Consider the following 14,517-nt stretch of genomic DNA (forward strand, 5'->3'; position numbering starts at 1 on the left):
TCTTCCAGTTCATAGAACTTCATTGCAGGAAGTCTGAATGGTAGTTTATTGGTAATCGCGTTGTTTAAGGCCGTGGCTAGTGTTAACATCACTTCTGCTGACATAAATACTCCGAATAAGTATGTTTGTTAGTGCATGACAGGTCAGGCTTGGCGGTCGGCCTGTCAGTTTCTTTTACTACTGGTTTTTTGCTTCTACTAAATCAATTAAGAATTGTTTTAGCTTCTCAATCTCTTGCTCCGACAATCTTGTTACTTCGACCTTGGTCTTTCGATTTTGGGTCGATAATTTAGCCCAACGATTGCGGTCGTCACCCTCGGCAATTTTATCATTTGCCAGCTTTTTGGGTTTTGATTGTTTATCAAAGTCTTCGAACACCTTCAGTATCTGACTGTTTTTCTGGCCATCGACATCAAATAGTCCCGCTACCGATGTTTCGCCTTCATTTGCATCGATGCAAATTTTTTCAATTTTCTCAAGTAACTGCTCGCTCAATAAAGCTGAAAGTTGATGCTTTTGAGTAATGTCATAAAGAGCCATAATTTGTGTTGAACTTAAAGCAGAAGGACAGGGGAACAACTCAATAATTTCATCTGGAATTTCTGCGGCTTTAAGTGCTCTCGTTACATACGAATAAGATACGTCGAATTGAGCAGCTAGCTCTCTCAGAGATAACTTAACTGTTTTGTTGTTGGCAATCTCGAGCTCGTTTTTCGCGAGTGCCTTTTTCATCTGAAAACCCGCATCTCGATAACTATACTTTTCAGAGGTTTGGACGTATTTAACGATTTCGTGAACTTCTTCTTCTGTTAGTACAAAATCGGTATACAGCACATTTAATCCAGCATTCTCTAAGATTGCTGCCATACGTCGGCGCTGACCATCAAACAAGTGATAACCAGTTGAATCCCGTGTTGCCAACGCATCAGAAAATTGCACCTTTGCAATAGTTTTACGGATCCGCAGTAATGAATTTGGTTTTACATCACCGGCTGGACGCGGGTTAAATGGGTGTACGAAAGACTTTGTTTTGAGTTCTTCCGCCGTTAAGTGCTTACGAGTGAATGTAAGAGTACGCCCACTGGACAATTTAATTTTAATTGAAGTAGCAGAGTCGTTCAGTACATCAGTATTAGCAACAAATGCAGACTCAGTAGTTTCTGGATGTAATTGACTATTTAAACCAGCAGAGTCAACTAAGGCTCTGCCAAATGGAACGCGCTTACGCGCTTCTTTAGCATTAGATACCATATTCTGAACCTCTAATTCTTGAAATGTGTTGGAATAGCGCCAAAGTAAATTGGTCTAGCGACTCTCTTGCTTTTTTAAGAGCTTTTGAGTCCCCTGTGTAGCTTCCAGGATGTACTGACACAACGGTATCAAATGTTTCTGCACAGCGCTTAAAGGCAGATAATTCAGGAATACTAGCCATCATCATGTCTTCAGCAAATACAGCGTTGGCAATCATTGAGCTATTAATATCTTGCTCGCTCTGCGAATACTTAGACATAAAAGCCAAATGGCCTTTCAAATTCGTTGTTGCGCCTTCTGCTTCTAAATGATCCAGCATTTCTGGAATACGAGTCACGTATTGCAATGTTGAATGTAAATCAACGGTTGAGGGCGGAAGTGGAGTCACTAAAACGTCAGCTGCACACAATGCACTTTTTAAAAGTGAGTCTAAGTGTGGGCCGCAGTCGATAAAGATAAAGTCGTAATCGTTGATTAGCTTTTCACAGACGTTGCGAGATAACGCCTCAAACGGATTAATTTCCGAACCAAAACGCTGAGCGCATAGAGCTTCCCATTGAGATGCTATAAAAGCATCTGCAATGCTTGACGGTATGATGTCAACACCAGGCACTTGAGTAGGTATGACAAACTCGTCTAACAGCTCTTCACGAGTTAAGTCTTGAAATACGGCTTGAACGACAGTGTTATCAATTGTACCAATGGAGTTTTTATGGCTCATGAACATACTGGCTGAGCTTTGAGGATCAATGTCCAGTACTAACACTTTTAAATCATGCTGAAGCATTTCAGAATGGCAACGTAACGCTTGGGCAATATTTACGGTTGATACAGTCTTACTTACACCGCCTTTGAGGTTACAAAGGAATACTACATAGCCGCGTTCAAATTTCTCACGCAATGCTTTATGTCCACGATGCTTGTAAATATCGACTACTTGCTCAACCGTTAGATCATAAACTTCAACGCTACCGTTTAGCTTCTTATCGAACTGGTAACCAGTAGCTTCCATCTCATTAATCGATTTTTCTACGATCTTACGAGTGAGGCCTCTCAGGTTAGCTAATGCGCCTTTTGAGTAACGCTGGTGAAATGTATCTAAACCAAATTCGATTTTGTGCTGTGTAATAGAGTCAGACATGGTGTTAAGCATTTTTCGTGCCCTGTCAGCAGTCGTTCTCATACGAGCTTTGAAGTGTTCATTCATAGCAATTTAACTCCATTTATCAATTGCGTATAAGATTACAGCTAAAAGGTGTGGATTTCAATATTTGGTACATTAAAATCCGCACCTATTTAATGGTGTGCTAATTTCCTCACCTGGATGTTAGTGTCTGATGATATTAGATATACACTCAGCTTCATATCATGAAAGGGCAATGATGCTTTATAGGTGAAGACTGTAGGTTGTAGGTTTACTTGTTTGCTATGGAGCATTCGGGAAGTTGAACTAGAATCGAATAGAATCCTGTTTCTTCTTTTGATCTTAAAAGGATCAAAAACAAGATCTATCTGCTTGGGAATATAAAAAGATATGATCTTTTTATTAAGATCTATTAAAGATATAAAGATCTATAGGGTAGAGTTTTTTTATTTTGAATCAATATGTTATGCGTGTTTTTCAAATAGTTTTTTCGCTTTACACCTAGATCTTACTCGTCAGGTTCCCAGATCTCACTCGCTTTATGCCAAGATCTAACTCGTGACAGATCAAAAGTTTACTCGTTTAATACACTGATTTTACTCGTGTTACCCATAAGTATTACTCGTGTAGTTATCCACAGTAAAGAGTTTTGGTTGTTTATTGCCCTAAACACAGAGTAGATGCGCCTGTATTGATTGAATTTTATACTTTCTCATGTGTTTTATTCGTGTGACCCCTAGAGTTTATTCGTGTGAAAGACTGTACTTTACTCGTATTTATGAAAAATCAGTTCGTTGTCGCATCCAATTTTAAAATAACCCAAAAATAGACCAATAGTTTACTCGTTCATATGTCGGTAGTTCACTCGCTACTATATCAATAGTTTACTCGTCTATATGTCCGTAGTTCATTCGCTTCGATACCAATAGTTTACTCGTCTATATGTCTGTAGTTCACTCGCTTCTATATCAATAGTTTACTCGTTCAAGTATCTGTAGTTCACTCGCTTCTATATCAATAGTTTACTCGTTCAAGTATCTGTAGTTCACTCGCTTCTATATCAATAGTTTACTCGTCTATATGTCTGTAGTTCACTCGCCTCTATATCAATAGTTTACTCGTTCACATGTCGATAGTTTACTCGCATCTATAACCATTAGTTTACTCGTTCCTTTATCTGTAGTTCATTCGCTCCTAAACCTGTAGTTTACTCGTACCCATGTCTATATTTTATTCGTGACCAACTCAATATTTTTTTCGTGCACTAACCCAATAGTTTACTCGTATTTGAGTAAACTATTGAGAAAGACCAAAGGTTTGATATGGAGGGGAGGGGGATCAGGTATTGACGTTTAACAAGAAATCTAACTTATCGAGTGCAGAACTCTTCAGTTTTGGTCGTTCAGTTTGTTCAGATTCGTTTTCTGCTTTCTCAATCGATATTTTTCGGTAGTGTTTGTAAATGTCGTAAAATAATTCTCTACAGCGCGGTCTGTATTTCTCATAGTGTGATGAGAGAACGTAGTAAGCTACGGCCAGCTGCTCAGTCTCTTCTTGAGTAAGCGTTTCTTTTTTCATACGCAGACGATTCTCTGCATTCATTGCGACTTCCGCTGCTGCTTCAAGATCCATTGGATGCAATTTGATGAATTGATCTATCCAAAGGTACTCGAACTCAATGCTGGTAATTTTGTTGCCTGTTTTGTTTTCAATGATGCCATGACGTTTTTTACCAGAAGGATCTGTGTTGAAAAACATTACCTCGTCACTACAAGCCTCCTCTATTTCTTCAATCGACTTTACCAGCGCCTGATTGACGAATACCGATGTGTCCTTCATGGTTTTCTTGCCTGGCAGATAGTTATCTTTGTCGTCAACTAACCCGAAAATACCTTTGAGAGTCATAACGTCTGTCTTATACAACTGCTTCTCAGGGGTTTTGAACCTCGATAATAGGTCATACATTGGTTTAGAGTATTTTCCCCTCAGTCGTAGGAATCTAGCCACGTTAACGGAAGCGTATCCTTTTGACGCGTCGTGAAAAAAGTCTCTCAAGTCATAATTTGGTACCATTGTTAACTTTCCACGTGCATATTTCACTGTCGGGAAAAGGACGGATGATTCAAATTCATGAGTCGTCGGATGCTCTGCTAAAACCGTTCGTTTCTGAAGCCTAAGAGCGACAGGTTTAATTGTTGCCGCAAGGCTTTTGGATTCAACTTGAAGCCAATCAGCCAACCTAGAGGCGGGGATAGAAATTTCGAGCTGGGTTTCTTCTTTCCACTCTGTCTTTTGCATCTGGATCAGAAATAGGGCAAGTAGATTTTGCTCATGGGTCGTCATCGATATACGACTGTAGATTAAGTTGTGGTTTTTCTTATACGTCTGCGGTAATTGCGCTTCTGGATGTACATCGAATTTGTCAGTTTTGACTTTCTTCGATGTTGTAGTTACCCCATCTGAACCCTGTAGTACCTGTTTGTTGTTTGCTTTATCTGTCATGGCATCCTCCCTATGCATCAATATAGCGTTCGCCATTTTCTCATTCCATATTTTTTTCGTATTCCCTCCATATTTTTTTCGTGTTGACCCAACTATTAAATTTCAATCCCTATCTTTTCTTCGTGTATCTCCATATTTTTTTCGTGTTCACACAATATTTTACTCGTCATATACCTATATTTTATTCGTGTAATCCAAATAGTTTACTCGTCTTAAATTGTGATCAAAATTAACTCTGTAAATGTAAGTTATTGTTATATAAGAGTTAAGTGTGGGCGGTGAACAACGGGATCTTGCAAGTAAAAATCTGTATTTTTTTTGCACAAATATGTTAAATTTTTGAATCAGATTATTTAAAGGCAAAATGAAGTCTAAAAAAAATCGTTAGGTATTGTTTTAAAAGGGTTTTTAATGGTTTACATAGATTTCGATATAAATATTTGTGTATCAGCATTGATTTTGACAACCCAACTGTGAATGACACTCTAAAGATGACGAGAAAAATCTATGAGTAGACGAGTAAAATCTCGGGCTCACACGGTTTATTTATTGGAATTTTGAAGTAAATCGTGGCAGGGAGGGGAGCGCAAATTTGCGTGAATTGATTCAGAGGCCAATATCGGGCCATCTTTCCCCGATTGCGAGGCATTCATGAAAGTATCCAGTTCTAGCCAGTTAACCGATTTACTGTCTTCCGTTTGGCCCAATAACGAAGTTAACGCCTTACAAGGTCTGCTTTCATTGTTTGACACGTTAATTAATCACGGCGCCAGAGTATGCGAGCAGCCAACGCCGGATATTACTCCCGCTCAAAAGACGTTGTTTGTTCAGGCTGTCTATTCAGAGTTATCGAGCGGTAATCTCGACCCCATTGGAAAAGCAATTAGTTTTTATGGTGCCGATGCAGGGTTTACTCACGACAATCAGGATTTCCGCTTGTGTATCCATGCCGGTGATCGTCAGCCATTAACTGTGAAATCGTATTCATCATTGCAGTCCGGTTCGGGGCTGGATGTACAGGGTTATCTGTTACAGCTGGCTAACGGTTGTCAAAGCAACATCGTAAACGACCCATTTCATTCTCTCTGGATACGACTAGAAGATCCGAGTCGTAGCAAGCTAATTGCCGCATACGTGCAGATTACTCTGCTAATGAAAGCGATTTCTAAGCGAGTAGGTAGGGCGGTATCACCGTTTTGTGTGGAACTGGTGGCAATAAATATTTAAATATACAAAATTTGTGTGATTATGAGTTTGTGTTTTAATGTGCTCGTTAATTACTTCTTTGGAGAGAGCAAAATGGGTTCAGTTAATAAAGTTATCATTGTTGGCAATATCGGTCAGGAAATTGATTTTAAGACACTTCCTAGCGGTACAAGCGTAGCAAATTTCAGTGTGGCCACGAGTGACACTTGGAAAGACCAACAGGGTGTTCAGCAAGAGGTGACCGATTGGCACAAGATTGTTGTTTGGGGCAAGCTGGCTGAGATTATCAATCAATACGGTGGAAAAGGCCGTCAGGTCTACATCGAAGGCAAGCAAAAGACTCGCAAATATAAAGATGCCAATGGCCAAGAACGCTACACAACAGAAGTTGTCGTGGACTTTGATGGTCAAGTACAGCTTTTAGGTGGTTCACCAAAGGATAATGCAGGCCAAAGCTCTGGTTATCAGCAAAACGCACCACAGCAGCAAGGTTACCAGCAAAACGCACCGCTGCTGCATGGATACCAGCAAAATGCACCGCAGCAAGGCGGTTATCAGGCGCAACCACAGGGCGGTCACCAACAAAATACTCAGCAACAGGCTTATAACTACCACCGTTAACCTTTAGGGTTTGTTGAACTAGCCGCCTTCGGGCGGCTTTTGTTCTGTCCACAGGGGCTCATAAAGCCTGCGGCGCCGTGCCTTTAACTGGCCGATCCCAATAAGTCGGAGCCAAAAGGTTTTCGAATATGGGTTTAATGGCTTCGGGAGAAAGGAAAGCGAATTTATGCTTGCTTGAAAGAAATCGATGTTATCCGCAAACATTAATCTTAAATTATTCTATAGTGCTATATAAGGATGTTTCTCTGAAATACAAGATGTTATCATTGGCCATCACAGTCTCTCTTGCTGGCCCAATCCACGCAAGTGAGTTACCGATGTTGTTGGACAGACCCGCTGACTCTATTCCATTGGATAGGTCTATAGAGACAAAGCTCAAGCAAGCAGGGGGTTCTCCTTCGATTATTGCAAAGGCGGTAGCGTTGTCAGCGGCTAACATCAATATAAACGCTGATGCTGAGAACGCAGAGATTAACTGCAAGCCATATCCTCGTGGTAAATACTCTCAAACACTGGTTCAGGATTGCACCACTGTACCTGTTGATCTCTCCAAGACCGTAGCAGATGTGATTTTCTTTTATCACCCTCGTTGGATGGAGCAAATGCCATCGAAGGGGCAGGCATTTAAAGCAATCAGAGAAGAAATAGCTACAACAAATAGGGTGTTAGCTCAAAATACTCCTGCACAGCTCAAACTGGTAGCATTTGAAGAGCCGACGTTTGCTGGCTATCGAGATTTCGAAGTGGCTTTATATGGCGGGGAAGAAAAATACCAAGAATTACTCGCTGTGGGTTTGGATGAAGTGCCAAACAGCTTCGATGCCTATAACAATCGTTCATCTAGCTACACCTACCAAGGTGAAAAGTGGACTAAGTATTATTATGGCGCTGAAGGGATGTTAAATCTGTCGTGGAACTATTTACCATTTTATTTAAGTGGGCGAATGGGTATTGAGACTCTGCCAGAAGATACCAAGATGCTGTTAGATTACAGCCCAGACATTGAAATTTATGGTCGTTTAGCCGAGCCTGAATACAGTGATTTCGAAAAAACACTCTGTGGCTCAGCTGGATTTAACGCTGCACAGCTTACGTCCCATGGTGTAAATACCTGCCCGAACACCGTTGTGCATGAAATAGGGTATGTGTACTTGGCCGATCATGACCTAGCGCACCGCAATACCGATAATATCGCTAAATTTAAACGTGCTACTGATTCCCCTTGTGATGGCGGTTATACGGTAATGACTTGGCAATCATCTCCGGACACCAAACTGTATTATTCATCCCCTGAAGTGATTGTAAATGGTAGTGTTTGTGGCGATGAAAGCCTGAGTTTTGTTGTGTCTCGTAACGGCGATTTATCAAAGTCAGCGTCGGTGAAAGTGTTCATTGATAACGCGGTAACACTGCTGGATTCAGATTTTATTGATGTGAAGTTTGCCGCCGGTGAAAGCACTAAATCTGTTGTAGTAAGCATCATAGACAATGCCTCAACCGCTGAAAACAGTAGTTTAGTGGCGGAACTTGTTACCCCAAGACTATTGAAGGTGACGGGCAGTACGATGGCGATCACTATCAACAATGACGATGTACTACCTGTGGTGACTCCGCCGACTACCTCGACTACTCCAACCACCCCAACAACACCAGAGCCGGAATCATCTAGTGGTGGCGGGTCATTAGGGTATATCAGTCTCGTTTTCCTCGCCTTAGCTAGACGATTACGAAAATAACCCAGCGCTTCAAAGACAGCTCCCATTGGAGCGGTTTTTTTGTGCGTAATTTACAGTCATATTTGATGACCAGAAATATTTAAGTGATAGGTTAACAGAGTAAGCAGTATCGAGCCTGGGAACCCCAAATTTTTGCGTGAATTTCCCGATATGAGTTAATGAGCATGAGTCAAATGGCTCAATAATTCTGAGAGGGAAGGGTAGTGGATATACTGAATATTGCTGACATCAATGTGGCTGAATACGTTGAATACGATACGCCAGAGCAAACGCCTGTCTGGGCATGGATTGAAGAAATCGCGACGTATACGCATCGCAAGAACCATGACGCGGATAACTGCGGCATTTGGGAGTTCGTTGTGAACACCTGCTGCATTTCCGATGAAGATGGTGATGTATCAATAGATGATGTGCCGCAGGAAATCAGGGGTGCGGTCCTAGAGGCCATTGATAATGGCGCAGCCTATATTCTGTTTCATCAAGGCACCTAAGAAGCTGCCTAAGATGTAATTTAGCCCCTATAGATTTGATTCTATCTGGGGATTTTGTGTTAAATTGCTGATGAAACAGATGAAACCTAATTTTGTATTAAGCATATCCAAGCGTTATTCACAAAAATTGTGGATAAAAGGAAGGTTAAAATGAAAGTCAGATTTTTGTGTTCAGTAGCTCTAGCGTGTTCACTCTGTGTTTACGCAGACGGTGGAATAGAACAGAAAAAATCCTTTACCCAATTGGATTGCTCTGAGACTTCGCCTGTAGGTAAACAGCTCGGTTATCAGTCTGATTTTGATGATGGCAGTCGCTCAAGATTGTACTATCCCTTCGTGAAGGCTTTTGGGGGGATCCATCGAGAGTTTAGTTTGTTGAGCGGCTACAACGATGACCGCTCTCAAACCGCTGATTACTTTTACAAGCAGGCTGGGGTATCCCGCGTCAGGTATTTTGAAGCCACGGTCAACTTTAATTCTGAGTACGGCGCTAACAAAGTACCGTTGCACTGCTTCGAGATAGAACGCACCTATATTTTCCCGAAGGTCTAATCCACCAGATCTGAAATTTGCCAGAAATTCAATCATTGGTAGCCTATTCACAGTAGATAACCCAATGAGGAAAAATAGATGGAAACTCAATCAGTAGACCCAAGAGAAGCGTTTGTTAAAGAAATCACTGACGAGTCAGATGTTAGCAACTGCACTTCTTCAGACTACGAAAAAATTGAGGATGCGTTTCTTGCTGCCGCAAGCGAAATGGACAAATACCTTGAACAATGTGAAGCACTTCGAGCGGCTGGCTTTGTTGAGCTGGCAGTCAGCCTAGTCTCGTTAGACAATCATCGCCAAGCCTACGACTGGGCGCGTGAAAACCTCTAATGGCTAAGAGCGTCCCTTCTAATTAATACCCGCTTAGTGCGGGTTTTTATTGCCATTAAGCATGGAAAAAGGCGCTTAATCGCGCCCTTATTGCCGAATAACACAGTGGTCTCATAGCGATTCATTCTTCTTGTAGGCAATGATCACAAGCATTGCAGCTAAAACAGTATTGACAACCGCAACCCGCGCCGCCGTCGCTTACGCCGCAATCACAGCAATTAAAGAGAGAACTACAGTCCCACTTGCCGGATTGATTAAGGCATTGAGTGCTGCCACCTTCGCTCGTTGTTACTGTCCCTAGGATATTCATCGTCATCTTGTACGCTCCTGCTTTGAGTTTCTAGCAGCTTCTCACAGATTCAAAACGACACAAATTTCTAGGGAATCTCTCAAACGGGGATTGATGTTTTTCTGATGGCTCAAGTACGACAGCTCCGGGACACGCTTTCCCCCCAGGCTGACAACTCTGTTAGGCGATTACATGGGAATTGTTGATTTTGGCCAATGCCCGGATAGATATGAAGCGACGTTGAGATGTGTGTTAAGCACTGACATAGATGTGAGTGTTTTAGTCCGGGACTTCTTCAGCTCCGGGACATGATTCCCCCAGGTCCGTAACTCTGTTAGGCCTTTACATGGGAGATGTGTTGTTCCCGGCAACGCTCCCAGGGGACATATATTAAGGAAGGCGCACTTGATGAAAGCGTTCTTTGTATAACTCCCAAGCCTGATTCTCTAACTCATTTATTCGATCATTTTCCTCATAAGTGTCTGCATCGGGGCTCAGACCAAAAAAATCATTCCATCCATTCCACTCTCCGGCTTTTCTAAAGATAAACTCAGGATGCCGATACAATTTATTATGAGGATTGAACTCATTCCCCACGCTAAGCCATGCGGCTAAAATCGTTTCTATCTGTTGATATGATTGAACCATGCGCAAATTCTCGTAGGGGTATTTAATAGTAAATTATGTCACATTATTTTAAGTAAGGGAGGGCTAAATTCAAACTTTGATTCGGTGGAATTAAGCTGAAAATATTTAAGTTAACACTTTACATTCATGCTGTTAGGTGTGATTTAGCTTGGTGCAGATTTGCAGGAATTTGAACGGTAGAAGCAAAAAACGGAACCATCGGCTCCGTCTGCGGCTTGTGTCTCTTAAGAAAGCACACACTCAATGCCATTCTTATCAATCATGTTAAGCAATCTTAACGCGGCACCCTGTGGCTTAGACTTTCCCTGTTCCCATTTTTGAATGCTCTCATTGCTCATATTCAGAATCGTAGCGAGGACACCTTGGCTAATGTGCTCACGCTCCCTAATATGCTTTATTCGCTCTGCTGTCATTTCATCTAGCTTTGCGCTGAGCGCGAGTGCATCGATTTTTCGCATGGTTAGCTGATCCATCGTGCCATTTTTAGCTAAACGCTGAGCCAGTTTGTGCATTCTATCTAAGCGTTCATCAGTCATTTCGAACCTCTCTTAACTCACCACTTAAGATGTTATTCGCAATATCATCCTCAGAGAAACTACGGAACGTGTTCCCGATTAGCTTGTACATCTCTAATAGCTTGTCAGGTATTTCCTTTCCACTTTTGGGGATATCGCTTTTTCGCCATCCGTCTATGAATTGACATCCTCCTCGCCGTAAACGACGAGGATTCCTACTGCGGTTAGGCGCGAACGCCGGACTCGCTTCGGTGGGTTCCTGCTGCTGGCGGCATTGTTGCACCACTCACTTCACAGGCTAATCGGGCGTGTCCCGCCCTTAATACATTGATCGCGCCGACGACATCGGCGTTTTCTTCAAAGCCACATTCCACACAGGCAAACCGAGCTTGCGTGGCGCGGTTATCCTTCGATATGTGACCACAGCACGGACACGTCCGGCTGGTGTTTTTCGGTGGAACGGCGATCAGGTGGCCGCCATTCCATGCCAGCTTGTAATCGAGCTGGCGACGGAACTCAAACCAGCCTTGATCAAGAATGGCTTTATTCAGGCCTGACTTCGCCCTAACATTCCTACCCTGTTGCTCGGCGGTTCCTGCCGCTGATTTTGACATGTTTTTGACCTGCAAATCTTCAATACAGACTATCGCGTGGTTTTTGCTAATGTCGTTTGATATTTTATGCAGGTAGTCACGGCGGCTGTTGCCGATATTGGAATGAATGCGCTGAACTTTGGCTTTGGCCTTTTTCCAGTTATTGCTGAATTTTACCTTGCGGCTCATGGCCTGCTGCGCCTTGCGCAAAGCGGTTTCGTGCCGTTTGAAACTGTTGAGCGGGGCGTAGAAACGGCCATCGGACAGGGTGGCAAAGCGGGCAATGCCCATGTCAATGCCGATGGCATCGCCCTGATGCACGGCAATTTCAACTTCCAGCTCGGTCTGGATCGATACATACCACTTACCACAAACCTGACTGACCGTGACGTTTTTAATCTCACCTTCCACCGTCCGACTGTTGCGGTAACGCAGCCAGCCGAGCTTGGGCAGGAAGAGTCGATTATTGCCTTGCTCCAGTTTCACCCCTTGTGGATAGCGAAAGCTATCTGACTGACCCTTCTTTTTGAAGCGCGGGAAGTCTGCTCGTTTGGCAAAGAAATTTTTGTACGCCCGATCTAAATCTTTCAGCGACTGTTGCAGCGTTTGAGAAGGTGAATCAGACAGCCATTTTGTTTCTGGCTCTGCTTTCCATTGTGGTAACAGATTATTCAGTTCAAAGGCCGATAGTTTCTTTTCACCCTGCTCATGTCGTTCTTTTTGCAACGCCAGCGCCTTGTTATAGACAAACCGACAAGCACCGGAGAAGCGGCGCATCTGGCGCTGCTGCTCTCCAGTGACAATCAGTTCGAATTTGTAGGCTTGCAGTCGTTGCATGGCTTGCTCATACTGTGTCAATACAACTCAATTATAGATTGGTCTATGGAAATTGAAAGCGATTTAAGGCATGGCAGGCATTGTGTTTTTAAAATGCACGTTCATTTGGTCTTTGTAACAAAATACCGACGAAATGTCTTTACCAAAGAAGTGCTGGATGATCTAAAAATCTTTTTTGAAAAGGTCTGTCTTGATTTTGAATCAGAGCTGGTTGAGTTCGACGGTGAAGACGACCATGTGCATTTGTTGGTGAATTACCCGCCGAAGGTGGCCGTGTCGAATCTGGTTAACAGTCTCAAAGGTGTATCCAGCCGGATGATCCGAAAAAAGAATTACCCTTCGATCAAAAAGAAACTCTGGGGAGGTGCGCTCTGGTCGCCCAGTTATTTTGCGGGGAGCTGTGGTGGTGCGCCAATTGAGATCATCCGGCAGTATATTGAGCAGCAACAAACTCCGGCGTAGCCCTCAGAACGGCTTCGCCGTTGCGCTATTCATCCTCGCCCTGAACGGCGAGGTTTTCCGCACTATCCGATAAACGTCAAGCGTGTTGTGGTGCGGAGTGGCGCATTGCTTACGCAACGCAACTAGCTGTTGATGGTCTTTGATAATAGCCAGCAGTTGCTCAGCACTGGCATTTCCTAGGATTTCTTCTAAGACGCAGACGAGGTGAAGGATCGGTTTTAACGCCAGCTGTTTTGGCTTAGCACGGTACTGATGTTCAACTAACTTACTGATTTTCATCTCTGGCCTATCTCTGTCATCGTTTAACTTAGAACCGAGCTGGTTTGGTGACTAACGCGGTACGCCAATCACACGCCAGCTCTGGTAAATCATCGTCATGGCCGCTATCCCTATGATACCAGCTATGTACCATATCCTTATGGAGAAGAGATGGCAGATCACCACGGCTTTCAGCGTCGTCACGCACTGACAATACAGTCTCCACCCGGGCTTTCCAGAAAATGATTTCACCGTCCTCTTCCTGAGTCGCACATGTCGCGCCGGATGGCCAATCGATGTTAGTCATTAACACCTGTACGACCATAATAAAGTTTGATAAAAATTATGGGTGTCATGAACGGTAATACCGCTATTGTTTGATAATTTATCTGAGGACGAATTTCAGTTTCTCATAATTAAGTTTGATCATTTTCAAACTCACTTTTGGACATAAACGTGATAGATCTTTTGCTCTAATTTGTCTATTTCGGATTAAAATTTCTATGGAGATAACGCTAAGCTAAGGGACACAAACGCGTGGGGTAAAATAGCGAAGCTCACCGCGAGTTTGTGTCCCCGCAGGCCACCTAACGTTTGAATTCACCGGTCTGCGCAGCTTTTCGCGCAGGTCCGGTGGAATGATGGGTTAGCCCATGTCACTGAGTTGAATTAATGGTGCACATAGGCACGCTTCTTCGCTTTCTTCAACTTGCCGTGGACGTGTAAGGCGATAAATTATCCTTACCGTGTCATCATCTTGATAAAAGTGATCACGAGCTGATATTTGAAATTTTATGCTTTGATCGCCGAAATATACATACTCACCCAATTTTGGAAGTGTTGTTCCATCTTTGTACTCTGTATTGGCACACTGAATTTGGCCGCCAGAAGGCGGCTAGTCTTGCACTATATCCTAGTTGTATGTTGCTATATTGGAGCGGTTGACTTCAAAGCAACACACAGGTTGAGAGCCTCGTAAACCCCTGTAATTCATTGTTGATTATTACACCTGCACAGTGTACACCTGTAGGTGAATAAGGATTTTGATTCGTGAGTCATGCTATTGAGTTTGTCGAAACTTC

The 14,517-nt window shown here is 42.9% G+C and carries 15 protein-coding genes; 7 read left to right on the plus strand and 8 right to left on the minus strand.

Features of this window, described 5'->3' with window-relative positions; translation table 11 throughout:
• Window positions 1-177 precede the first annotated feature (177 nt).
• The 3 genes from N7386_RS21965 to N7386_RS21975 all read right to left on the minus strand — a co-directional run bounded on the left by N7386_RS21965 (window position 178) and on the right by N7386_RS21975 (window position 4,897).
• Complete coding sequence (locus N7386_RS21965; protein WP_037426883.1) at window positions 178-1,251, minus strand: hypothetical protein; 1,074 nt, start codon at window positions 1,249-1,251, stop codon at window positions 178-180.
• Window positions 1,241-2,458, minus strand: a complete 1,218-nt coding sequence (locus N7386_RS21970) for an AAA family ATPase (RefSeq protein WP_011711563.1) — start codon at window positions 2,456-2,458, stop codon at window positions 1,241-1,243. The genes N7386_RS21965 and N7386_RS21970 overlap by 11 nt, the downstream gene beginning before the upstream one ends.
• A gap of 1,275 nt (window positions 2,459-3,733) precedes the next feature.
• Entirely contained in the window at window positions 3,734-4,897 is a 1,164-nt protein-coding gene (locus N7386_RS21975; RefSeq protein WP_140906695.1) for a replication initiation protein, read from the minus strand.
• A gap of 651 nt (window positions 4,898-5,548) precedes the next feature.
• Between N7386_RS21975 and N7386_RS21980 the strand changes: the two genes are divergently transcribed.
• The 6 genes from N7386_RS21980 (at window position 5,549) to N7386_RS22005 (ending at window position 9,833) form a co-directional block, all read left to right on the plus strand.
• Window positions 5,549-6,124 (plus strand): hypothetical protein, encoded by a 576-nt coding sequence (locus N7386_RS21980; protein WP_011711565.1) that lies wholly within the window; start codon window positions 5,549-5,551, stop codon window positions 6,122-6,124.
• Window positions 6,125-6,196: 72 nt separating this feature from the next.
• Window positions 6,197-6,724 carry a single-stranded DNA-binding protein gene (locus N7386_RS21985; protein ID WP_011711566.1) on the plus strand — a complete coding sequence of 176 codons (528 nt, stop codon included), beginning with the start codon at window positions 6,197-6,199 and terminating at the stop codon, window positions 6,722-6,724.
• A gap of 128 nt (window positions 6,725-6,852) precedes the next feature.
• Window positions 6,853-8,460, plus strand: coding sequence for a hypothetical protein (locus tag N7386_RS21990; protein WP_208660785.1), 1,608 nt, complete (start codon window positions 6,853-6,855; stop codon window positions 8,458-8,460).
• 203 nt (window positions 8,461-8,663) lie between these two features.
• Window positions 8,664-8,951, plus strand: a complete 288-nt coding sequence (locus tag N7386_RS21995; protein ID WP_279771198.1) for a hypothetical protein — start codon at window positions 8,664-8,666, stop codon at window positions 8,949-8,951.
• Between the two features lie 150 nt (window positions 8,952-9,101).
• Window positions 9,102-9,503 carry a hypothetical protein gene (locus N7386_RS22000; protein ID WP_259216130.1) on the plus strand — a complete coding sequence of 134 codons (402 nt, stop codon included), beginning with the start codon at window positions 9,102-9,104 and terminating at the stop codon, window positions 9,501-9,503.
• 78 nt (window positions 9,504-9,581) lie between these two features.
• Complete coding sequence (locus N7386_RS22005) at window positions 9,582-9,833, plus strand: hypothetical protein (RefSeq protein WP_259216131.1); 252 nt, start codon at window positions 9,582-9,584, stop codon at window positions 9,831-9,833.
• Window positions 9,834-10,512: 679 nt separating this feature from the next.
• On the opposite strand, the gene N7386_RS22010 is transcribed toward N7386_RS22005, so the two are convergent.
• The 3 genes from N7386_RS22010 to N7386_RS22020 all read right to left on the minus strand — a co-directional run bounded on the left by N7386_RS22010 (window position 10,513) and on the right by N7386_RS22020 (window position 12,715).
• Complete coding sequence (locus N7386_RS22010) at window positions 10,513-10,770, minus strand: hypothetical protein (protein WP_279771201.1); 258 nt, start codon at window positions 10,768-10,770, stop codon at window positions 10,513-10,515.
• A 224-nt stretch (window positions 10,771-10,994) separates the two neighbouring features.
• The gene (locus N7386_RS22015; RefSeq protein ID WP_140906700.1) at window positions 10,995-11,306 is read right to left on the minus strand and encodes a helix-turn-helix domain-containing protein; all 312 of its coding nucleotides are present in this window, start codon (window positions 11,304-11,306) and stop codon (window positions 10,995-10,997) included.
• Between the two features lie 203 nt (window positions 11,307-11,509).
• Window positions 11,510-12,715, minus strand: a complete 1,206-nt coding sequence (locus N7386_RS22020; RefSeq protein ID WP_279767801.1) for a transposase — start codon at window positions 12,713-12,715, stop codon at window positions 11,510-11,512.
• A 45-nt stretch (window positions 12,716-12,760) separates the two neighbouring features.
• Here N7386_RS22020 and tnpA point away from each other — a divergent pair, with 45 nt between their 5' ends.
• Window positions 12,761-13,177, plus strand: a complete 417-nt coding sequence (gene tnpA / locus N7386_RS22025) for an IS200/IS605 family transposase (protein WP_037426855.1) — start codon at window positions 12,761-12,763, stop codon at window positions 13,175-13,177.
• A 3-nt stretch (window positions 13,178-13,180) separates the two neighbouring features.
• Here tnpA and N7386_RS22030 read toward each other — a convergent pair whose 3' ends face one another.
• Both N7386_RS22030 and N7386_RS22035 read right to left on the minus strand, forming a co-directional pair.
• Window positions 13,181-13,456, minus strand: coding sequence for a hypothetical protein (locus N7386_RS22030; protein ID WP_259216134.1), 276 nt, complete (start codon window positions 13,454-13,456; stop codon window positions 13,181-13,183).
• 28 nt (window positions 13,457-13,484) lie between these two features.
• Window positions 13,485-13,742 carry a hypothetical protein gene (locus N7386_RS22035; RefSeq protein WP_279771202.1) on the minus strand — a complete coding sequence of 86 codons (258 nt, stop codon included), beginning with the start codon at window positions 13,740-13,742 and terminating at the stop codon, window positions 13,485-13,487.
• Between the last annotated feature and the right edge of the window lie 775 nt (window positions 13,743-14,517).

Source organism: Shewanella sp. GD04112, assembly GCF_029835735.1.
Taxonomy (GTDB): Bacteria; Pseudomonadota; Gammaproteobacteria; order Enterobacterales; family Shewanellaceae; genus Shewanella.